This window comes from Cryobacterium roopkundense (assembly GCF_014200405.1).
GTDB classification, from domain to species: Bacteria; Actinomycetota; Actinomycetes; order Actinomycetales; family Microbacteriaceae; genus Cryobacterium; species Cryobacterium roopkundense.
Genome location: NZ_JACHBQ010000001.1, coordinates 969,316 through 989,838, shown reverse-complemented (window position 1 = coordinate 989,838; position 20,523 = coordinate 969,316). Strand labels below are relative to the sequence as shown.

Annotated in this window: 19 protein-coding genes; 2 read left to right on the top strand and 17 right to left on the bottom strand. The window is 67.0% G+C overall.

Annotated features, from left to right (window positions below):
• Window positions 1-7: 7 nt before the first annotated feature.
• The 15 genes from BJ997_RS04655 to infC all read right to left on the bottom strand — a co-directional run bounded on the left by BJ997_RS04655 (window position 8) and on the right by infC (window position 14,194).
• Window positions 8-1,207, bottom strand: a complete 1,200-nt coding sequence (locus BJ997_RS04655) for an acetylornithine transaminase (protein ID WP_035835875.1) — start codon at window positions 1,205-1,207, stop codon at window positions 8-10.
• A complete protein-coding gene (argB, locus tag BJ997_RS04650; protein WP_035835876.1) occupies window positions 1,204-2,106 on the bottom strand; it encodes an acetylglutamate kinase in 903 nt (300 codons plus the stop codon). The genes BJ997_RS04655 and argB overlap by 4 nt, the downstream gene beginning before the upstream one ends.
• Window positions 2,106-3,278, bottom strand: a complete 1,173-nt coding sequence (gene argJ / locus BJ997_RS04645) for a bifunctional glutamate N-acetyltransferase/amino-acid acetyltransferase ArgJ (RefSeq protein WP_035835877.1) — start codon at window positions 3,276-3,278, stop codon at window positions 2,106-2,108. Before argJ ends, argB begins: the two co-directional genes overlap by 1 nt.
• On the bottom strand, window positions 3,275-4,318 hold the full coding sequence (argC, locus tag BJ997_RS04640) for an N-acetyl-gamma-glutamyl-phosphate reductase (RefSeq protein ID WP_035835878.1): 1,044 nt from the start codon (window positions 4,316-4,318) through the stop codon (window positions 3,275-3,277). The genes argJ and argC overlap by 4 nt, the downstream gene beginning before the upstream one ends.
• 101 nt (window positions 4,319-4,419) lie before the next feature.
• Window positions 4,420-4,821, bottom strand: coding sequence for a DUF7715 family protein (locus BJ997_RS04635; RefSeq protein WP_035835879.1), 402 nt, complete (start codon window positions 4,819-4,821; stop codon window positions 4,420-4,422).
• Window positions 4,822-4,982: 161 nt separating this feature from the next.
• Window positions 4,983-7,508, bottom strand: a complete 2,526-nt coding sequence (pheT, locus tag BJ997_RS04630; RefSeq protein ID WP_035835880.1) for a phenylalanine--tRNA ligase subunit beta — start codon at window positions 7,506-7,508, stop codon at window positions 4,983-4,985.
• A complete protein-coding gene (gene pheS, locus BJ997_RS04625; protein WP_035835881.1) occupies window positions 7,508-8,521 on the bottom strand; it encodes a phenylalanine--tRNA ligase subunit alpha in 1,014 nt (337 codons plus the stop codon). Before pheS ends, pheT begins: the two co-directional genes overlap by 1 nt.
• Before the next feature lie 69 nt (window positions 8,522-8,590).
• Window positions 8,591-9,502: an amino acid ABC transporter permease gene (locus tag BJ997_RS04620; protein ID WP_084141112.1), complete on the bottom strand. Its 912-nt coding sequence runs from the start codon at window positions 9,500-9,502 to the stop codon at window positions 8,591-8,593.
• Window positions 9,499-10,146: an amino acid ABC transporter permease gene (locus tag BJ997_RS04615; RefSeq protein WP_035835882.1), complete on the bottom strand. Its 648-nt coding sequence runs from the start codon at window positions 10,144-10,146 to the stop codon at window positions 9,499-9,501. The genes BJ997_RS04620 and BJ997_RS04615 overlap by 4 nt, the downstream gene beginning before the upstream one ends.
• 116 nt (window positions 10,147-10,262) lie before the next feature.
• Window positions 10,263-11,132 (bottom strand): glutamate ABC transporter substrate-binding protein, encoded by an 870-nt coding sequence (locus tag BJ997_RS04610; RefSeq protein ID WP_035835883.1) that lies wholly within the window; start codon window positions 11,130-11,132, stop codon window positions 10,263-10,265.
• Between the two features lie 52 nt (window positions 11,133-11,184).
• On the bottom strand, window positions 11,185-11,973 hold the full coding sequence (locus BJ997_RS04605; RefSeq protein ID WP_052542069.1) for an amino acid ABC transporter ATP-binding protein: 789 nt from the start codon (window positions 11,971-11,973) through the stop codon (window positions 11,185-11,187).
• A 104-nt stretch (window positions 11,974-12,077) separates the two neighbouring features.
• Window positions 12,078-12,878: a TrmH family RNA methyltransferase gene (locus BJ997_RS04600; RefSeq protein WP_035835884.1), complete on the bottom strand. Its 801-nt coding sequence runs from the start codon at window positions 12,876-12,878 to the stop codon at window positions 12,078-12,080.
• A gap of 73 nt (window positions 12,879-12,951) precedes the next feature.
• The gene (gene rplT, locus BJ997_RS04595; RefSeq protein ID WP_035835885.1) at window positions 12,952-13,341 is read right to left on the bottom strand and encodes a 50S ribosomal protein L20; all 390 of its coding nucleotides are present in this window, start codon (window positions 13,339-13,341) and stop codon (window positions 12,952-12,954) included.
• A gap of 39 nt (window positions 13,342-13,380) precedes the next feature.
• A complete protein-coding gene (rpmI, locus tag BJ997_RS04590) occupies window positions 13,381-13,575 on the bottom strand; it encodes a 50S ribosomal protein L35 (RefSeq protein WP_035835886.1) in 195 nt (64 codons plus the stop codon).
• Entirely contained in the window at window positions 13,568-14,194 is a 627-nt protein-coding gene (gene infC / locus BJ997_RS04585; protein WP_084141118.1) for a translation initiation factor IF-3, read from the bottom strand. The genes rpmI and infC overlap by 8 nt, the downstream gene beginning before the upstream one ends.
• A 291-nt stretch (window positions 14,195-14,485) precedes the next feature.
• Here infC and BJ997_RS04580 point away from each other — a divergent pair, with 291 nt between their 5' ends.
• Window positions 14,486-14,833, top strand: a complete 348-nt coding sequence (locus BJ997_RS04580) for a DUF1844 domain-containing protein (RefSeq protein ID WP_236628864.1) — start codon at window positions 14,486-14,488, stop codon at window positions 14,831-14,833.
• Between the two features lie 54 nt (window positions 14,834-14,887).
• The gene (locus tag BJ997_RS04575) at window positions 14,888-15,076 is read left to right on the top strand and encodes a hypothetical protein (protein WP_152602113.1); all 189 of its coding nucleotides are present in this window, start codon (window positions 14,888-14,890) and stop codon (window positions 15,074-15,076) included.
• Window positions 15,077-15,135: 59 nt separating this feature from the next.
• Here the strand turns inward: BJ997_RS04575 and BJ997_RS04570 are convergent, their stop codons facing one another.
• Both BJ997_RS04570 and BJ997_RS04565 read right to left on the bottom strand, forming a co-directional pair.
• A complete protein-coding gene (locus BJ997_RS04570; protein ID WP_035835889.1) occupies window positions 15,136-15,915 on the bottom strand; it encodes a DNA-formamidopyrimidine glycosylase family protein in 780 nt (259 codons plus the stop codon).
• Window positions 15,908-20,515, bottom strand: a complete 4,608-nt coding sequence (locus BJ997_RS04565) for an ATP-dependent helicase (RefSeq protein WP_221243925.1) — start codon at window positions 20,513-20,515, stop codon at window positions 15,908-15,910. The genes BJ997_RS04570 and BJ997_RS04565 overlap by 8 nt, the downstream gene beginning before the upstream one ends.
• Window positions 20,516-20,523 lie beyond the last annotated feature (8 nt).

The window sequence follows — 20,523 nt, the reverse complement described above, 5'->3', positions numbered from 1 at the left end:
CTCAACTCTAGAGCGTGGCCAGTGCCTGCCCGAATCGTCGCCCGAATTCGGCGATCTCGGCGTCGCCCACGATGAGCGGCGGAGCCAAGCGAATGGTGGAATCGTTGGGCGCGTTCACGATCAGGCCTGCCGCGAGAGCGGATGCCGCGAGCTCGCGCGCGACCGGCTCGTGCAGCGCCACGCCGAGCAGCAGGCCCCGCCCGCGCACCCCGTCGATGAGCGGCGAGCCCAGTCCGGCGATGATCTCGCGCAGCTGCTCACCGCGGCGGGCGGCGTTGGCGACGAGGTCGTCGCGCTCGATCACGGCCAACACTGTGTTGGCGGCGGCGGTCACGAGCGGGTTACCGCCGAAGGTCGACCCATGCTGGCCGCGCTGGAACAGAGCGGATGCCGCCCCGAAGGTCACGAGCGCGCCGATCGGCAGGCCGCCACCCAGCCCCTTGGCGAGAGTGACGGCATCCGGTTGCACTCCCTCATGCTGGAAGGCGAACCACTCCCCGGTTCGGGCGACTCCGGTCTGGATCTCGTCGAGGATGAGCAGCACGCCGTGTTGGGTGCAGAGCTCGCGGGCGCGGCGCAGGTAACCGTCGGGGAGGGGCAGCACGCCGGCTTCGCCCTTGATCGGTTCGAGCACGAAGGCGGAAACCGTGTCGTCGACCGCTGCCTCGAGCGCCTCGATGGTGCTGTCGATGTGCTCGACTCCCCCGGGCATCGGGTCGAACGGGGCCTGCATCGCGGGCTTCCCGGTGAGCGCGAGGGCGCCCATGGTGCGGCCATGAAAGGAGTCGACCAGGGTGAGGATGCGGGGACGGGTCCCGCCGACCACGTTGAGTCTGGCGAGCTTGAAGGCGGCCTCGTTGGCCTCGGTGCCCGAGTTGCAGAAGTAGACGCGGCCCTCGGCGCCGGCGCCGGCGAGCCGCTGCAGGCGTTCGGCCAGGTCGAGCTGCGGCTCGCTGGCGAAGTAGTTGGACACGTGTGCAAGCGTTGACATCTGCTCCGTGACCGTCGCGACGAGGTCGGGGTGGGCGTGGCCGAGGGAGTTGACGGCGATGCCGGCGAGGAAGTCGAGGTATTCGGTGCCCTCGTCGTCCCAGGCGTAGCAGCCCTCGCCGCGCACGAGCAGGGCGAGGGGCGGCGCGAACGTGCCCATCATCGAGGCGGCGTAACGGTCCGGCCAGGTTGCTGTCGTGGTGCTGGGCGTACTCATGCTGGGACGACCTCCGTGCCGATACCGCTGCCGGTGAAAATTTCGAGCAGGATCGAGTGCGGCACCCGCCCGTCGATGATCGCGGCCTTGGCCACGCCGCCCTCGACCGCGTCAAGGCAGGCCGTCATTTTGGGGATCATGCCCGACTCAAGGTCGGGCAGCAGCGCGCGCAGGGTGGGCACGTCAATGATCGAAACAAGCGACTCGCGGTTCGGCCAGTCGGAGTAGAGGCCCGCCACGTCGGTGAGGATCACGAGCTTGGCGGCGCCGAGCGCGATCGCCAGGGCTGCCGCCGCCGCGTCGGCGTTCACGTTGAGGGACTGGCCAGGAACGTCGGAGTCCGGCGCGATCGAGGAGACCACGGGGATTCGTCCAGCGGAGAGCTGAGCGTGAACCGCCTCGGGGTCGACGCCCACAACGTCGCCGACGAGGCCGAGGTCGACCTGTTCGCCGTCGATCACCATGCCACGGCGGCGACCGCGGAACAGCCCGGCGTCTTCACCGGACAATCCGGCGGCCAAGGGGCCGTGCTGGTTGATGTGGCTCACGAGGTCGCGGTTGATCTGGCCGGTGAGCACCATGCGCACCACGTCCATTGCCTCGGGGGTCGTCACCCGGTAGCCGCCCCTGAACTCACTCTCGATGCCGAGGCGTGCGAGCATCGCCGAAATTTGCGGGCCGCCGCCGTGCACGACGACCGGGCGGATGCCCGCATAACGCAGATAGACCATGTCTTCGGCGAAGGCCCGTTGCAGGTCCTCGCTCACCATGGCGTTGCCCCCGAATTTCACCACCACGATCTGGTCATGGAACTTCTTGAGCCACGGCAGCGACTCGATCAGGGTCGCGGCCTTGACGGCGGCCTCCGCCGGACTGCTCTCGGGTTCGGTGTCGGGCATCAGCTCGAGTACGCGCTGTTCTCTTCGACGTATTCGTGGGTGAGATCGTTTGTCCACACGGTCGCGGTTTCGTCACCCTCATGCAGGTCGATGACCACCGAGACGGCGCGTGGAGTGAGGTCCACCAGCTCGCGGGGCTGGTCCGGCTCTCCCGCGGTACACACCTGCACCCCGTTGATCGCGACGTCGATGCCATAGGGGTCGAAGGCGGCATCCGTTGTGCCGACCGCGGCGAGCACCCGACCCCAGTTGGGATCGTTGCCGTAAATCGCCGTCTTGAACAGGGCGCTGCGGGAGACGGCGCGAGCCACCGTGACGGCGTCGGGCTCGGAGGCGGCGTTGCGCACCTCGATGGCCACGTCGTGGGCCGAGCCCTCGGCGTCGGCCTGCAACTGCAGGGTGAGGTCCTGACAGAGTGCCACGAGCGCAGCAGTGAACTCGGCCTCGTCGGCCTCGATCCCGCTCGCGCCGGAGGCGAGCAGGCTCACGGTGTCGTTGGTGGACATGCAGCCGTCGGAGTCGAGGCGGTCGAAGGTGACACGCGTCGCCTGGCGTAGTGCGGCGTCGAGCTGAGCCGAGCTGAGCCGAGCGTCTGTCGTGATGACCACGAGCATCGTGGCGAGGCCGGGCGCGAGCATTCCGGCCCCCTTGGCCATGCCGCCCACGGTCCAGCCGGCCGGTGCCACATACACGGACTGCTTGGGCGTGGTGTCGGTGGTCATGATGGCGCGGGCGGCCAGGAGGGCTGCGTCGGGGGTGGAGGCGGCATCCGTTTTGAGGGCCAGGGCGGCATCGACCACTCCGGCCGTGACGAGATCGAGGTTGAGCTGCTCGCCAATCAGGCCCGTCGAGCACACGAGAACGTCGCCTGCGGAGATGCCAAGGCCGGTCGCTACGGCCTCGGCCGTAGCGTGCGTCGTCTGAAAACCGATCGTGCCGGTGTAGCAGTTGGCCCCGCCGGAGTTGAGCACGATGGCGCTGACGACGCCATCCTTCATCACCTGCTGGCTCCAGATCACCGGGTTGGCCTGGCAGCGGTTGGCTGTGAACACCGTGGCGCAGCTCGTGAGCGGTCCGAGGTTCTGCACGATGGCGAGGTCGAGCCCGCCCGACTTCTTGAGTCCGGCGGTAACGCCGGCTGCTGCGAATCCTGCTGCTGCGGTGACGCTCATGGGGCAACTCCATTCATGGTCAGCCCGAGGGCCTGAGGCAGGCCGAGGGCGATATTGGCCGATTGGATGGCAGCGCCGGCGGTGCCCTTGACAAGATTATCGACCGCAGTGATCGTGACGACGCGGCCGGCGGCCTCATCCACGGCGAGGCCGATGAGCGCGGTGTTCGCGCCGAGTACGTCGGCGGTGCGAGGAAAATGGCCCTCGGGCAGCACATGCACGAAGTGTTCGTCGGCGTAGGTCTCCTCCCAGGCGGCACGAACCGCGGCGGCGCTCGTTCCGGGAACGAGGCGTGCCGTGGCGGTCGACAGGATTCCACGCGACATGGGCACGATCACCGGGGTGAAGGAGATGGTCGGCTGGCTCGCGCCCGCCCAGCGAAGGCTCTGCTGGATCTCGGGGATGTGCCGGTGTGTGCCGCCCACGGCGTAGGGGTTGGCGGACCCGAGGATCTCGGCGGCGAGGTTGGGCAGTTTGAGGCTCTTACCGGCGCCGGACGGACCGACTGCGAGCACGGCCACGAGGTCTGCCTCCTCAATCACCCCGGCGCGGATGCCCGGGGCGAGGGCGAGCGCAACGGTGCTCGCGTTGCAGCCCGGGGCAGCAATACGGCGGGCGCTCGCGAGCAGGTCGCGCAGCCGGCCCGACGCGGTGGGTAGTTCGGGAACCCCGTACGCCCAGGCGCCGTAGTAATCGCCCCCGTAGAAGGCGGCCCAGTCCCGTTCGCTCTCGAGGCGGTGGTCCGCACCACAGTCCACGACAAGCGTATCGGCGGGCAGGTGCGCGGTCAGTACGCCTGATTTGCCGTGCGGCAGCGCGAGGAACACCACGTCGTGGCCGCTGAGCGACTCGGACGTCGTGTCGCTCAGCGTGAGGTGCGAAAGCGACCGTAAATGCGGCTGCACATCCACGAGACGTTGACCGGCGTTGCTGTTCGCGGTGACAGTTCGCACCGAGAATTCGGGGTGCCCGGCCAACAACCGCAGCAATTCCCCGCCCGCATAGCCACTTGCGCCCGCCACTGCCACCGAAAAAACCATGCTTCAAACTTAGCGCGCCCCCGCCGCTCGCCATTTCCCCGCCGGTTCCCCGCACCTCCCTGACGATTCCCCACCCGTCCCCGCCCGCGACGGCCTAGGGCTCACCGGCGCCGCACCACGAGGGCGCCGAGGCGGCGACCCACGATCGTTCCTGCGGGTAGCGCCGCGGCCAGCGCCGCCAGATCACCGACATGTTTACGGAACTGAACACTCGGGCAGGCCGAGCACCAACCGTGCGCGTCGAACGTTGCCCGCATCGCCGATTCGTACGATCGTTGGGTGAGCCCGGGGAGTTCTCTGACCAGCGCACTCGTGGTTTCCTTATCGGAACTCATCCCGAAAAAGGTGCGTCCACATGCGCACATCCCGTCGGGATCGCACGCGCCTATCTCACACGGATCTTTCATCCAGACCAACTCACCCTCGACGCAGTCAGCCTGATCGGTGCCACGCAGCCCGTGCGTTGCCCGGGTAGCCACCAAAACCTTCACGTTCTTCTCCATGTTCTCGGCACGAGATTCAGTGAGTAAGTACGGGAAACGCTACGGGCACCCACCGACACCGACGGCCGGGGAGGAGACCGGTCGCGGCACTCGCTTGGGCGGGCGGCACTCGTTGAGAAGAGTGCCCGCGTGCCAGACGAGTGCCGCGAGGGTAGGCGGGGCTACTCGCGCAGGGTCGCGCCGAAGCGGGCGGATGCGAGTGCGACGCCGGCGAGACGGGCCTCGCTCGCCTCGGCCGCGGTGAGCGTGCGGTCCGGTGCCCGGAAGCGCAGTGCGAACGTGAGCGATTTCTGGCCCGGCTCAATTCCCGCGCCGCGGTAGTCGTCCACGAGGTCGATGCGCTCGAGCAGCTCGCCCGCGCCCTCGATCACGGCGGCGCGCAACTCGCCGGCCGGCACCTCCACGCCGACGACGAGCGAGAGGTCCTGCGTGGCGGCCGGCTTCGTGCGGATCTCCGTGGCCGACACCACCGAGTTTGCCTGCGCGATGACACTGTCAAGGTTGACCTCGGCAACGGCCACGACCGACGGCAGGTCATAATCCTTGGCAATTGACGGCAGGATTTCTCCGGCGAATCCGACGACCAGCTCCGCGGCATCCAGTGTCGTCACGAAGAGCTCAGCGGTGCGGCCGGGGTGCATGCCCGGGCGTGAGCCTTGGCGCACCTGGATGGCGACGCCCGTGGCGAGCGACACCTGTGCCACGGCGGCGAGGGCGTCCTGCCAGCCGGCCGGCGTGGCCGGGTGGCCAGGCTGGTGGCGCCGGGTGTTGCCCACGAGAACCACCCCGAGGTGCAGCGGCTGCGGCGGAATGCCTGCGTTCAGCGCGGTCTGCACCTCCACGCTCGGCTTCTGGGCGCCCGGGGGCACCACCGGAATACCGTACGAGGCCCTGGCTTCTGGCTGGAACACGAGGCCCTGCTCGTAGATCGACAGGTCGACGAGGCCGCGAGAGCGGTTGCGGTGCGCCAGATGCAGCAGCCCGGGCAGCAAGGTGGTGCGCAGGAAGGGCGCAGCACCATCCATCGGGTTGGCCAGACGGATCTGCGCGACGCCACCGAACTCGGCATTCGCCGTCGGAGATACGAAGGGATACGCGAGAACCTCGGTGTGGCCGGTTGCCGCGAGGGTCTGCGACACCGCACGACGCAGAGTCTGCGAGCGGGTGAAGCCGCGGCCAGGAGGCGCGACGGGCAGCACCGACGGGATGCGGTCGTAGCCCACGATGCGCGCGACCTCCTCGGCGAGGGTCCATTTGTCGGTGAGGTCTGGACGCCAAGTCGGCGGTGTGACGAGCAGGTCGCCGTCGCTCTCCTCCAGCATGGTGCCGATTTCGGTGAGCGACTCGCGCACCTCGTCGCCGGTGTACTCGAGGCCAATGAGCCCCGAAATGAAGCCGGTCGGTAGGTGGATCGCAACCGGTGCCGGGCTTTCGTCGTAGACGGAACCGAGGCCGTCGGCCACTCCCCCGGCGAGCTCAACGAGCAGCTGCACCACGCGCGCGGCCGCTGCGGGCGCGACGGCGGGGTCGACCCCACGCTCGAAACGGCGCGACGCCTCGCTCGGCGACTTGTGCCGACGAGCCGAACGGGCAATCGACACCGGGTCGAAGTTCGCTGCCTCGACGAGCACGTTCACGCTCGTCGAATCGATCTCGGTGTTCGCCCCGCCCATGACGCCGGCCAAGCCAATAGGCCCGGATTCGTCGGTGATCAGCAGGTCCTCGCCGGTCAGCGTGCGCACGGCGTCGTCGAGGGTGGTGATCTTCTCGCCCGGCTGCGCCCGGCGCACGGTGATACCGCCGGTGAGCTTGTCGAGGTCGTAGCCGTGCAGCGGCTGGCCGAGCTCGATCATCACGTAGTTGGTCACGTCGACCACGAGCGAGATCGAGCGGATGCCGGCGAGCCCGAGCCGGGACACCATCCAGGCGGGCGTGGGCCGGGTCGCCTCCACGCCGCGAACGGCCCGGGTGATGAACACGCTCGCACCGACGCGACCCCGAATGGGAGCTTCGTCATCGACGACCACAGGGAAGACCGTGGAGGGCGAGAATCCGGCCTGGCCGAAGGCGGGGTCGCGGAACGCCGCCCCGGTAGCGTGGGCGTACTCGCGGGCGACGCCGCGAATAGAGAACGCGTAGCCGCGGTCGGGCGTCACGTTGATCTCCACGGCGGAGTCATCGAGGCCGAGCAGGGCGATCGCATCCGTCCCCACCTCCGCGTCGTCGAGGCCGAGGGAGGACAGCAGCAGAATGCCGTCGTGCTCGTCGCCGAGGCCGAGCTCGCGCGCGGAGGCGATCATGCCGTCGGAGACGTGGCCGTACGTCGTGCGGGGGGCGATCGGGAAGGGGCCAGGCAGCACGGCACCGGGCAGCGTCACGACGACTTTGGAGCCCACAACGAAGTTGTGCGCCCCGCAGACGATGCCGTGGATGGCGGGTCCGCCATCGGCGGCCAGCTCATCGCCGGGCGCGACGCGCACCTGGCACCAGTTGATGGTCTTGCCGTTTTTCTGCGGCTCGCCGACGAATTCGAGTACCTCGCCGACCACGATCGGTCCGGACAGCTCGAAGCGGTGGATATCCTCCTCTTCGAGGCCGACGCTCACCAGCGCCGCGTGCACGTCTTCCGGCGTGGTGCCGGGGGCCAGGTCGACACACTCGCCCAGCCAGCTCAGTGGTACGCGCATCAGACGTTCATCCCATACTCCTGGCTGAACCGAATATCGCCCTCGACCATGTCGTGCATGTCCTTTACATCGTTTCGAAACATCAGAGCTCGTTCCACGCCCACGCCGAACGCGAACCCTGAGTACACCTCGGGGTCGATCCCGGCCGCACGCAGCACGTTCGCGTGCACCATGCCGCAGCCGCCCCACTCGATCCAGCGCGCGCCGTCCTTGAAGGTGGGGTGCCACACGTCGAGCTCGGCGCTCGGCTCGGTGAACGGGAAGTAGTTGGGGCGCAGCCGCACCTTGGCCTCGGGGCCGAACAGTGCCTGCACGAAGTGGTCGAGGGTGCCGCGCAGGTGGGCCATCGTGAGGCCCTTGTCGATGGCGATGCCCTCGATCTGGTTGAACACGGGCGTGTGCGTGGCGTCGAGCTCGTCGGTACGGAATACCCGCCCCGGCGCGACGACGTACACCGGCAGGTCGCGGGAGAGCAGCGCGCGCAGCTGCACGGGCGAGGTCTGTGTGCGCAAAACGAGGTGCGCATCCGTGGGCTCCACGAAGAATGTGTCCTGCATGGCGCGCGCCGGGTGGTCCTCGTCGAAGTTGAGGCCGTCGAAGTTGAACCATTCGCTTTCAAGCTCAGGCCCCTCGGCCACTTCCCAACCCATGGCCACGAACACGTCTGACGCGCGTTCGGTGAGCAAGGAGATCGGATGCCGCGCTCCGGGCTTCCAGGTTGACGCCGCGGCGGTCACGTCCACAGTTTCGGCAGCGAGCTGGGCGATCGCCTCTGCCTCGCCGATCTCGGTCTCCCGCGCTGTGAGCGCCTGAGTCACTCGCCCGCGTGCCTGGCCCAGAAGTTTGCCGGCGGCAGCCTTCTGGTCGCCGGGCACGGTGCGTATCAGGCCATTGAGCTTCGCGAGCGGGGAGGACTCCCCCACGTGCTCGGAGCGCACGGCCTTGAGGGCGGCAGAGGTCTCGGCACTTGAAATGGCGGCGAGGGCGGCCTCGACGGCCGCGCTCACCGCCATTTCGGAAATCTCAGTGGGCGGGGTGGTAGCTGTAAGTTCGGACACAAGTCCCGAGTTTACAGCCCTTTGCTAGAGCGGTCCGGCGTTGCCCATCTGCTGGCCGATGAGGTTCGGGGCGCGCTGCATGGGGTCATCGTCGTCCTTCTTGCTCAGGCCTCCGCTCTTGGACGCGGTTCGACGCGCGACCACGCGAGCAAGCCACGAGAGCGACAGGTTCATCGCAAGGTAGATAGCCAGAACAACGAAGAACAACGAGAAGAAGTACTGGTTACCAAAAAAGTTTGTCAGGTTATTCAGGCCCACTCGAAGAAGTTCCGAGTACCCCACAAGATACGCGAGCGACGTGTCCTTGAGGAGCACCACGAGCTGGGCGATGATCACGGGAAGCATCTGGCGAAAAGCCTGGGGAAACTCGATACGGAAGCGAGTGGCCGTGGGCGTGAGCCCGATGGCGAGCCCCGCCTCGCGCTGTCCACTCGGGAGTGCCGCGATTCCCGCCCGGAGGGCCTCTCCGATGATCGCACCGTTGTAGACCGCCAGCGCCGCAACTCCGGCAACGTACGAGCCGGTGGAGAACACGAGGAGGATGAAGAGCATCATGAGCAGCACGGGGATGCCGCGCACGAATTCGAGGATCACACTCGTAGGTTTGCGAATCCACGCGTTGGTCGACGTACGGCCGAACGAGAACAGCACGCCGATGATCATGGCGAGCACCGCGGCGGCGCCGGCCATCCTGAGCGTCGCGAGGGCACCACGGCCGAGTGAGCGCCACACCTCGACGTCGAGGAAGATGTCCCAGCGCGACGCGTCCCAGAGCCCTGTGACGACGGCACCGTTGGCCGTCGTGCGCGGGGATCCGAGAGTGAAAACCAGCCAGAGGAGTGCACCGATGATGACGACGCCGCCCACGATCGACAACATTCGTGACCGAAACCGGGCCTTGGGTCCGGGTACGTCGTACAGGACTGATGCGCTCATCGAAGAACCGCCACCCTCTTCTCGATCCGGCCGGCAATAACGCCGAGCGGGATGGTGATGACCAGGTAGAAGCAGATGACGCCGAGCAGGATGGCGATCACGGCGTCTCCTCGGTCATTGGTGACCTGGCGTGCGGCACCGAAGAGCTCGAAGACGAAGAACGCTCCAGCCACCGAGGTGTTCTTGGTGAGGGCGATGAAAACGTTGATCAGCGGTGGGATCACCATGCGAATTGCCTGCGGCATGATGATGAAGGAGAGCGACTGGCCGAACGTCAGGCCGATGCTGCGAGCCGCCTCCGCCTGGCCCACGTGCACACCGTTAACTCCGGAGCGAAGCGCCTCGGCGACGAAGGGCGAGGTGTAGACCATGAGCCCGATAACAGCGAGGGGGTAGTAGCCCGGATTGAACTCCAGGTAGGGCAACAGATACGCGCAGAAGAACAGCACGAGGGTGAGTGGGGTGTTGCGCACGAGCTCGGTGTAAACCGTGGCAAAGGCGCGGAATGATCCGACCGGGGAAATTCGCATCGTTGCGATGATGATGCCCAGAATGAATGCGCCAGTGCCGGAAAGCACGAGAAGGCTCAGGGTTCGGCCAAAGCCCTCCAGGAACAGGGGGAAATTTTCGATGATTGCGTCCACAACTCACCTCCTCTTCCTAAATTGTCTGTAGTGGTATGTCTGATGGGGCAGGGTTGTCACCGAGGGGGCCCGCTCGGTTCGAGCGGACCACCTCGGCTTAGCTCAGGTACTGGTGACTAGTAACGCACGACCGCCGGCGGCTCCGGGGTCTCAAGAACCGATCCGGCGGTGTTCTCCCAGGCAGTTGCCCAGGAACCGTCGTCATATGCCTCTTCGAGGGTGTCATTGATGAAGTTGCGGAACTCGGTGTCGTCCTTGGCGAGGCCGATGCCGTAAGGCTCTTCCGTGAAGGGGTTGTCGAGAACCTCGAACTCGCCGGCGTTCTGGTCGGCGAGGCCGGCCAGAATGACGTTGTCCGTGGTGACGGCGACGACCGCGCCGGAGCGCAGCGGCTCGAGGCACGCGGAGTAGGTGTCGGCCGCGATCACGTTGGTCGTGTACGCCTGAATGTTCTTCTCAGACGTGGAACCGCTCACCGTGCACACGGGCTTGTCGGTGAGATCCTCGGGGCCAGTGATGTTGTCGGGGTTGCCCGCGAGAACAAGCAGGTCCTGGCCTGCCGTGTAGTACGGTCCGGCGAAGGAGACAACTTCCTTGCGGGTGTCGTTGATCGTGTACGTCGCGATCACGAGGTCCACGGTGCCGTTCTGGATGAAGGGCTCGCGGTTGGCCGAAACCGCCTCGCTCCACTCGATTTTGTCGGCAGCGATGCCGAGCTTTGCGGCGACGAGCTTGCCCATCTCGATGTCGAAGCCTTCCGGCGTGCCGGACGGGCTCATCAGTCCGAAGAGCGGCTGGTCGAACTTGGTGCCGATCTTGATCGTGCCGGCATCGGCCAGTCTCGCCATCGTGGTGCCGGCTTCGAATTCGGGGGCGTCCGCTACGGGAGCGTCCGAGGACGTGGCCCCTGAGTCGGTGCAGCCGCTGAGAACGAGCGCGCTTGCGAGGGCAATGGCCGAAATCACTAGACCTTTTTTGAGTCTCATGCTTTTTCTCCTGATTGCTGGGTGTTGCTGCTGTGTGTTCCTGCTCACCGTTTTAGTGAGCAAGTATTTTGGAGAGGAAGTCTTTCGCTCTCGGGCTCTGGGGGTTGGTGAAGAATTGTTCGGGAGTGGTTTCCTCCACGATCTCGCCCTCCGCCATGAAGATCACGCGGTCGGCCGCCTTGCGGGCGAAGCCCATCTCGTGCGTAACCACGATCATGGTCATACCATCGTTCGCGAGGTCGACCATGACCTCGAGCACCTCGTTGATCATTTCGGGATCGAGGGCGCTGGTGGGCTCGTCAAGCAGAATCAGTTTGGGTTCCATGGCGAGGGCCCGTGCGATGGCGACGCGCTGCTGCTGGCCTCCGGAGAGCTGCGCGGGCATCTTCTTCGCCTGGTTGGCCACGCCTACGCGTTCGAGAAGGGCCATCGCCTTCTTCTCGGCGGCGGACTTCGACAGGCCGCGTACCTTGATCGGGCCCAGTGTCACGTTCTCGAGCACTGTCTTGTGCGCGAAGAGGTTGAAGGCCTGGAAGACCATGCCCACGTCGGCGCGCAGGTGGGCGAGGGCCTTGCCCTCCGAGGGAAGCTCGACGCCGTCGATCGTGATGCTTCCGTCATCGATGGTCTCGAGGCGGTTGATTGCACGGCAGAGCGTCGACTTGCCCGAACCACTCGGGCCGATCACCACGACGACCTCGCCGCGATTGACCACGGCGTTGATGTTCTTGAGAACGTGCAGTTCCCCGTAATGCTTGTTGATGTCCTTCACGACGACCAACGGTTCGCCGCGACGGACCGTGATGTTCGAGGTGGCCGGCGTAGCGTCTGTAGGCTCCATACCCCCCAACTTAGAACAAACGATGCCCCCCGGCCTACCAAACCCCCGACGGTAACCCATTCGTAACAGTGGGTACCGGCAGGGGCGGCAACTTAGCGGGTAAATCAGCTGCGCTGGGCGAACGCGCTTTCGTACAGGCAAACGGATGCCGCGGTGGCCAGATTCATGGATTCGGCGTGACCGTAAATGGGCACACTGATCGCCCGGTCGGCCTTGGCGAGATCTTCGTCGGTGAGGCCACGAGCCTCGTTGCCGAACAACCAGGCCGTCGGCGCGGCGAGGACGCCCTCGTTACGGGCGGTGAGCAGGTCGTCGCCCTTGATGTCGGCGGCAAGCAGCTGCAGCCCGGAGGTGCGCACGCGGTCGCGCACGTCTTCGAGGCTCGCCGCGATGGCGACTGGCAGGTGGAAGATCGAGCCGGTGGACGAGCGGATGACCTTGGGATTGTAGAGGTCGACGCTGCGCCCACAGAGGATCACGGCGTCGGCGCCGGCGGCATCCGCTGCCCGAATGATGGTTCCGGCGTTGCCCGGGTCGCGTACCTCTTCGAGGATGACGACGAGCGTGGGCTCGGCGGCGAAGATCTTCTTCACCGAGGTAGGGAATTGGTGACAGACGGCCACGAAGCCCTGGGGCGTGACCGTGTCGGCCATGGCGTCGAGAACCTCTTCGGAGACGAACTCCACCTCGACACCGGCGGCCACGGCCGAGGCAGCAATGTCGGTGTAGCGGTCGAGGGCGGTGGGCGTGGCGTAGAGCTCTACGACCAATTCTGGACGGAACGTGAGGGCTTCGGAGACGGCCTGAGGGCCTTCGAGAAGGAACAGTCCCGTCTCTGTACGCGCGTCGCGCTTCGCAAGTTTCGCGACGGCTCTAACGCGCGGTGAACGTGGATTATCAAGCATGTCTCAAGCCTACAAGCAGAAAAGGAGCGGGCCGCCAATGCGACCCGCTCCCTTTCAGATGATGCTGGTAAAACTACGCTGCGGCGACCTTCGGTGCCGACGTGTCGGCGGGAAGGGCGGACTTGGCGGACTCGACGAGGGCCGCGAAGGTGGCGGGCTCGTTGACGGCCAGCTCGGCGAGCATACGACGGTCAACCTCGATGCCTGCAAGGCCGAGGCCCTGGATCAGACGGTTGTAGGTGAGGCCGTTGGCGCGCGACGCAGCGTTGATGCGCTGGATCCACAGGCGACGGAAGTCACCCTTGCGTGCACGGCGGTCACGGTAGCTGTAGACGAAGGAGTGAGTGACCTGCTCCTTGGCCTTGCGCACCAGACGCGAACGCTGGCCGCGGTAGCCCTTGGCGCGTTCGAGAATAACGCGACGCTTCTTGTGGGCGTTGACGGCCCTCTTTACTCTTGCCATTTTTTTCGGTTCCTTAACGTGTACGGTCTGCAGCCTGATTTACAGACCGAGAAGCTTCTTGATGACCTTGGTGTCTGACTTGGCCAGAACCTGGTCCTGGTTCAGGCGAGACTTGCGCTTCGTGCTCTTCACCTCGAGGTTGTGGCGCAGGCCGGCCTGCTGCTTCATGATCTTGCCGCTTCCGGTGACCTTAAAACGCTTCTTCGTGCCAGAGTGGGTCTTCATCTTAGGCATCTTTTTCCTCCAGTTTCGCTGCCTTATCGGCAACCTTGTCTGCCTTATCGGCTACCTTGTCTGCCTTTTCAGCAGCCTTATGTGCGTTAGTCTCCGCCTTGGCCTCTGACTTGTTCTTCAGAGGTCCGATGACCATGACCATGTTTCGTCCGTCAATGGTCGGAGTTGATTCCACGGAACCAAACTCGGACACATCCTCGGCAAACTTTTTGAGCAGACGCACGCCCTGATCGGGGCGGGACTGTTCACGACCACGGAACAAAATCATGGCCTTGACCTTGTCGCCGGCCTTCAGGAAGCCTTCAGCGCGTTTGCGCTTGGTCTCGTAGTCGTGCGTGTCAATCTTGAGACGAAAACGAACCTCTTTCAGGATCGTGTTCGCCTGGTTGCGCCGGGCCTCTTTGGCCTTCTGCGCAGCCTCGTACTTGAACTTGCCGTAGTCCATGATCTTGGCCACGGGAGGCTTGGCTTCCGGTGCAACCTCGACGAGGTCGAGGTCGGCGTCCTGAGCCAGTCGCAGGGCAACATCAATAGCCACGACCCCGACCTGCTCGCCGTTGGGACCAACGAGACGAACTTCGGGGACGCGTATACGGTCATTTGTACGGGGATCGCTGATGCGTCTCTCCTCTTGGTTAACTTCGTGGTTACAACCGGGCGACGGATGCCACCTGGGGACGAAGAGAGGAAAATCACGAGCGTTTCTACGAACTTTCTTGTTCGCATCTTCACACGGCACCCTGGCTGCCTTCGCTTGTTGGAGACCAGTAGTCACTGGAGACCAAGAACGACGACGGAGTGCAAACTACCCGGTAACCTTGATGAAGCGGTCAAGCGCGGGTGGGAGATTCTCCACTTTCGTACCGAGGCTAATGCCTCGGAACCGACATAACTCTAGCAGAGGATGGCAGTGAGTACCAATTACGACGAAGAGACCGCCCAGGCAACCCGGGACATCGCGGATGTGGGAGCGGTGGAGATCATCACCACGGCAGCCGTACACCTGCTGAGCGCGGCGGCCGTGAAGGTGGGACTGGCCGATGATCCGAGCACCCAGACCGACCTGGACGAAGCCCGCAAGCTGATCACCGCCCTCGCCGGCCTCGTGACGGCGGCGGCACCCGAGATCTCCGACATGCACGCCCGCAGCCTGCGCGACGGCCTGCGCTCCGTGCAGCTCGCCTTCCGTGAAGCCTCCGCGATTCCCGACGCCATCGGGCAGGGACCGGGCGAGAAGTACACCGGCCCGGTCAACTAACCGGTGGACCTGCGCCTGCTCATCCCCTTTCGCCGCGACGCGAAACTCGCACAGATGGCGACACCCGAGCGACGACGCATCTTCTACGTTCTCTTCATCGGCTATTTCGTGGCCCTTGTGCTCTCGTTCACGATCCTGCCGGGCCCCTGGGTTTGGTTCGTACTGGTCGGCGTCTTCCTGACGCTCACGATCCTCGGCAACTACTGGGCCAAAGCGGATGCCGCGGGCGACACCCGTCGCTAGCAGTTCCCTCGCGGCACCCCCGGCCCAGGCCCGTGGGTGCCGCCCCGCGCTCTGCCAACTCAGGTCTGGCAGCGGGGACACCAGTAGGTGTCGCGCAGCTCGAGTTCGCTGCGGCCGATCGTCGACCGGGCGATGCGGGTGCCGCAGCGGCGGCACGGCTGGGCGGCGCGGGAGTAGACCCAGAGCCGGGCGCCCCGCCGTGTGTTGCCCGTCGTCGTGCGTTCGGCCCGGTCCCGGTTCGCAGTGATCAGCCGATGCGCCAGCGACACGAGCCCGGACACATCCGAGACCTCGCCGATCGGCCTGGTCGGGAGGAGACCGCGCAGGAAGCACAGTTCGTTCACGTAGACGTTGCCGAGGCCGGCGAGGTTACGCTGGTCCGCGAGGGCAACTGCGACGGGTACGTCGGGCCGGGACTCCAAACGACGCCCCGCCTCGACGGCATTCCAGTCGGCGCCGAGCAGGTCCGGGCCCAGATAGGCGAGCTCGGCGCCCTCGGCCGCGCGCGGCATCAGCTCGAGCACGCCGAGCTCAAACCCCACGGCAACCCAGTCGAGAGTTTCCAGCACGATGCGGGCCTGAAACTCAGGCCGCTGCCACCGCGTGCCGTGCCGGTACAGGTGCCAGGAGCCCTCCATCTTCAGGTGCGAGTGCACGCTCACGCCGTCGGTGCGGATCAGCAGATGCTTGCCTCGACTGGCGACCCCGTGCACGGTCTCCCCCGTGAGGTCGACCGTGGCGAACGCCGGTACCCGGATGTCACAGCGGGTGAGCAGGCCGCCCCGCAAGGCGGCGTCGAGGGCGTGGGCCTCCCGGTAGACGGTGTCACCCTCAGGCACTGAGCCGAAGTCCCTTGGGCGTGAGGGTGAATCCCGCGGCCTGCAGCTGATCGCCGACGACGGTTCCGATCACGAAGGCGCCGTTGACGGTCTCCACGGCGACCTTGTCGATCCGTCCGGCCTTCACCACCGCCGCAAGGCTCGCCGTCGCGGCCGCCAGCGGCACGTCATCCGTTGAGTAGGACAGCACAGTTTTGCCGCCGCGCTCGATGTAGAGCACGAGCACGCCGTTCACGAGCACCACCACGGCGCCGGATTTTCGACCCGGGCGGTGCCCGGTGCCCTCGGCGAGCGGCGGCCAGGGCAGCACGGCCCCGTAAGGGTTGGCCGGGTCGGTGGCGGCGAGAGTGAGGGCGAGCGGATGCCGCTGCCCGGCCCCCTCGGACGCCGCCGCGAAGGAGCGCAGTCTGTCGATGGTGCCCCCGCCGGCGAACTGGGCGGCGCCCAAACCGTCGACGAAGTAGCCGCGCCGGCACCGCCCGGTCTCTTCGAACCCGCTGAGCGTGCGATAGACCAGGGCAAAGCCGCCGACCACTCCCTCGGCCTGCACGGCGCCGCGGGTGACGACGCCGTAGCGTTCGAGCAGCGTCTCGCCGAGGGCGTGTGCGCGGCGAGTGGCCGCGGTGTCGGCGAGCGGCAGGATCGACCATCGTCCCGACACCGTGGGCGGGCCGCCCCGGGTGGGCAGGGCGGAGCGCGGCACCGATCCGCCCCGGTGCATGCGGGCGCGCGGCGCTGAACGGCTGGGTTTGTGGGCGGTTCGGCCGCCGTTCAGGCGGGACCGCATGGGAGCGAAGGTGTCGTTGCTGATCAGCCCTGCCCAGACCAGGTCCCACAGCGCCTCGACCAGGTCGGCGTCGATGATGTTGCCGACCGCGCTGCTGCCCACGGCGTCGGAGAGCTGGCGGAAGAAATAGCCGCCGCCACCCCCGAGGGTCGCGAGCACCTCCTGCTGCAACGGGGTGAGGTCACGGTCGAGCGGCGGCGGAAGGGTGAGCGGCGCCGTTTCGGCGAGGTGCAGGCTGATCCAGCCGTCGTTCCCAGCGAGGGACCCGGCCCCCGCCCAGAGCACCTCCCCGGCGTTCGTGAGCTCGTCGAGCATGCCGGGCAGGTAGCCGTCGATCCGGGCCGGCAGCACGAGCGATTCCCATGCCGAGGCGGGGATTCGGGCTCCCTCGAGCTGCTCGATCACCGCGGCGACGCCGTCGACGCCGCGCAGGCGGCCGCCCACGTGCTGCCATTCGGGCAGGAAGCGCGCCATAGTGACCTGGTCGACGGGCTCGACCTCGTGACGCAGGGCCGCGAGCGAGCGGCGGCGCAGGCGCCGCAGCACATCGGAGTCGCACCACTCGCTGCCCGTGCCGTTCGGGCGGAATTCGCCCTCCACGATGCGCCGAGAATCGGCGAGGCGCCGGAGCACCTGCTGCATGACGGCGGTACCCAGCCCGAACCGTTCAGCCGCGGCCTCGGTCGTGAACGGTCCGTGGGTTCGGGCGTAGCGGCTCACGAGGTCGCCGAGCGGGTCGGCGACTGACTCGCTGAAGACCCTCGGGATGCCGAGCGGCAGGGGAACGCCGAGCGCGTCGCGCAACCGACTCGCGTCTTCGATCACCGCCCACCATTCGCTGCCGGCGAAGCTCGTGCGCACGATGCGTTTCGCCTCGACGAGGGCCCCGAGGTGCGCCGTCCAGTCGGCCTCGACTCCCTCCGACAGCCGGGGACCGAATTCCTCGAGCGTGAGCGGGCCGAGCCCCCGCAGCAGGTCGAACACGCCCTCGAGGCCCCTCGCCCGCCTGTCGGGGGCGAGGCGTTGCAGCTCCTGGTCGGTCGCGTCGATCACTACGGGGTCGAGGAGTTCGCGCAGCTCGACCCTGCCGAGCAGCTCCGCGAGCAGGCTCGAGTCGATCGACAGGGCCGTGGCGCGCCGCTCGGCGAGGGGCGTGTCGCCCTCGTACATGAAGGCCGCCACGTAGCCGAACAGCAGGGTGCTCGCGAACGGGCTCGCGGCATCCGTCTGCACGTCCATCAGGCGAATCGACCTGGATTCGATCTGCTTCGCCAGATTGGCCAACGCCGGCAGATCATAGACGTCTTGCAAGCACTCGCGCACGGTCTCGAGGATGATCGGAAACGTGGGGTACTCGCGGGCCACGTCGAGCAGCTGTGCGGCCTTCTGCCGTTGCTGCCAGAGCGGCGACCGCGAGCCCGGATGATAGCGTGGCAGGAGCAGCGCCCGGGCGGCGCACTCGCGAAAACGGGAGGCGAAGAGGGCGGAACCGCCCACCTGCTCCGTGACGATCTGCTCGAGCTCGTCGGGGTCAAAGACGAACAACTCCGCGCCGGGCGGCTCTGCGCCCGTGTCGGGGATACGCACGACGATGCCGTCATCGCTCGCCACGCAATTGCCGTCGAGGCCGAAGAGCTCACGCACCCGCGCGCCTACCGCGAGAGCCCACGGCGCATGCACCTGCATGCCGTATGGGGAATGCAGGATGACGCGCCAATCCCCCAGCTCGTCCACGAACCTCTCGACGACGAGAGTACGGTCGGTGGGTAGGTGACGGGTGGCGGCCCGTTGCTCGCTCAGGAAGTTCAGCAGGTTCGTGATCGCCCGCTCGCCGAGGCCTGCCGCGGCACACCGCACGCGAGCGGCGTCGTCAGGGAGGGCCGACACCTCACGCACGAACAGGCCGATGGCTTCGCCGAGTTCGGCGGGCCGACCCTGACCGTCGCCTTTCCAGAACGGCAGGCGGCCCGGTTCGCCGAAGGCCGGCAGTACGAGCACGCGGTCGTGGGTGATCTCTTGGATTCGCCAACTCGTGGTGCCGAGGGCGAAGACATCGCCGACCCTGGATTCGTAGACCATCTCCTCGTCGAGTTCGCCCACCCGCTTGCCGCCCACGGCGTCGCCGCCCACCATGAAGACCCCGAAGAGCCCGCGGTCGGGGATGGTGCCGCCGCTCGTCACGGCGAGCCTTTGCGCGCCGGGACGACCCGTGAGGTTGCCGGCGACCCGGTCCCAGATGATGCGCGGGCGCAGCTCGGCGAACTGGTCTGAGGGATACCGCCCGGCGAGCAGATCGAGGGTCGCTTCGTACGCGGAACGCGGCAGGCTCGCGAAGGGCGCGCTGCGCCGCACGGTGTCAAACCAGTCCTCCACGTCGATCTCGTCGAGGGCCACGGCCGCCACGGTCTGCTGGGCGAGGATGTCGAGGGGGTTGGTGGGCACCCGCAGTGATTCGATCTGGCCCGTGAGCATGCGCTCGGCCGTGACGGCGGCGTGGATCAGGTCGGCCCTGTGCTTAGGGTAGATCACCCCTCGGGACACCTCCCCCACCTGGTGCCCGGCCCGCCCCACGCGCTGCAGCGCGCTGGCGACGGACGGGGGCGACTCCACTTGCACCACGAGGTCGACGGCTCCCATGTCGATGCCGAGCTCGAGGGTGGAGGTGGCCACGACGCAGCGCAGCCGTCCGGACTTCAGGTCGTCTTCGATGAGGGCCCGCTGCTCCTTGCTCACCGAGCCGTGATGCGCACGCGCGAGCACGGCCTCGGCGCCGACGGTCTGGCCGCTCGCCCCGAGCAGTTCGGCGGGTGGCCGCGTGCGGGCAGCGGATGCCGCGGGCGCGTCGGCGACGCCCGCCGCGGCATCCGCTTCGGCCAGCCGCTCCGTGTAGATCTCGTTGAACCGTGCGGTGAGGCGCTCGGTCAGGCGCCGGGAGTTGGCGAACACTATCGACGAGGAATGCGCGAGCACCTCGTCGACGATGGCCTCCTCGACATGCGGCCAGATCGACCCGGTCTGCGGCGCGGCTGCCGAAGTCGATCCTTCGCGCGGGGCCACCGGCCCCAACTGGCTCATGTCGTCGACCGGCACGACGACGCGCAGGTCGAACCTCTTCGGCGACGTGGGCGCTACGATCTGCACGGGGGCGCTTCCGCCGAGGAATCGAGCCACCTCGGTGTGCGGGCGCACCGTGGCGGAGAGGCCGATGCGCTGGGCCGGCTTAGCCAGCAGAGCGTCAAGCCGTTCGAGTGACACGGCGAGGTGTGCGCCTCGCTTGCTCGCCGCCACGGCGTGTACCTCGTCGATGATCACGGTGTGGACTCCGCGCAGGGACTCCCGCGCCGCGGAGGTGAGCAGCAGGAACAGGGACTCTGGGGTGGTGATGAGGATATCGGGCGGCGATTTCACGAGGCTCCGGCGCTCCGATGCCGGGGTGTCGCCCGATCGAACGCCCACCGTCACCTGCGGGGCGGGTAGCCCGAGTCGTTCAGCCGCCCGTGTGATTCCCACCAGCGGGGCGCGGAGGTTGCGCTCAACGTCGACGCCGAGCGCCTTCAACGGCGAGATGTACAGCACTCGAGTGGACGGAGCCGCGGTCGACGATGCTGCCGGCGTGGTTCCGCGCGCCGCGAGTCGGTCGATGGCCCACAGAAAGGCGGCGAGCGTTTTACCGGAGCCTGTGGGCGCCACCACGAGCGCGTGCGACCCACCGGAGATGGCCTGCCAGGCACCCAGCTGCGCCGCGGTGGGCGCCGCGAAAGCCTCTTCGAACCACGCCCGGGTCGCGGGCGAAAACCGATCCAGCACCGTCATGATTCTAT

Excerpts from the sequence above, each read along its gene's own strand:
- BJ997_RS04655 (WP_035835875.1), bottom strand. The coding sequence starts at position 1,207 with ATGAGTACGCCCAGCACCACGACAGCAACCTGGCCGGACCGTTACGCC.
- argB (WP_035835876.1), bottom strand. The coding sequence starts at position 2,106 with ATGCCCGACACCGAACCCGAGAGCAGTCCGGCGGAGGCCGCCGTCAAG.
- argJ (WP_035835877.1), bottom strand. The coding sequence starts at position 3,278 with ATGAGCGTCACCGCAGCAGCAGGATTCGCAGCAGCCGGCGTTACCGCC.
- argC (WP_035835878.1), bottom strand. The coding sequence starts at position 4,318 with ATGGTTTTTTCGGTGGCAGTGGCGGGCGCAAGTGGCTATGCGGGCGGG.
- BJ997_RS04635 (WP_035835879.1), bottom strand. The coding sequence starts at position 4,821 with ATGGAGAAGAACGTGAAGGTTTTGGTGGCTACCCGGGCAACGCACGGG.
- pheT (WP_035835880.1), bottom strand. The coding sequence starts at position 7,508 with ATGCGCGTACCACTGAGCTGGCTGGGCGAGTGTGTCGACCTGGCCCCC.
- pheS (WP_035835881.1), bottom strand. The coding sequence starts at position 8,521 with ATGGCGGTGAGCGCGGCCGTCGAGGCCGCCCTCGCCGCCATTTCAAGT.
- BJ997_RS04620 (WP_084141112.1), bottom strand. The coding sequence starts at position 9,502 with ATGAGCGCATCAGTCCTGTACGACGTACCCGGACCCAAGGCCCGGTTT.
- BJ997_RS04610 (WP_035835883.1), bottom strand. The coding sequence starts at position 11,132 with ATGAGACTCAAAAAAGGTCTAGTGATTTCGGCCATTGCCCTCGCAAGC.
- BJ997_RS04605 (WP_052542069.1), bottom strand. The coding sequence starts at position 11,973 with ATGGAGCCTACAGACGCTACGCCGGCCACCTCGAACATCACGGTCCGT.
- BJ997_RS04600 (WP_035835884.1), bottom strand. The coding sequence starts at position 12,878 with ATGCTTGATAATCCACGTTCACCGCGCGTTAGAGCCGTCGCGAAACTT.
- rplT (WP_035835885.1), bottom strand. The coding sequence starts at position 13,341 with ATGGCAAGAGTAAAGAGGGCCGTCAACGCCCACAAGAAGCGTCGCGTT.
- rpmI (WP_035835886.1), bottom strand. The coding sequence starts at position 13,575 with ATGCCTAAGATGAAGACCCACTCTGGCACGAAGAAGCGTTTTAAGGTC.
- BJ997_RS04575 (WP_152602113.1), top strand. The coding sequence starts at position 14,888 with ATGGCGACACCCGAGCGACGACGCATCTTCTACGTTCTCTTCATCGGC.
- BJ997_RS04565 (WP_221243925.1), bottom strand. The coding sequence starts at position 20,515 with ATGACGGTGCTGGATCGGTTTTCGCCCGCGACCCGGGCGTGGTTCGAA.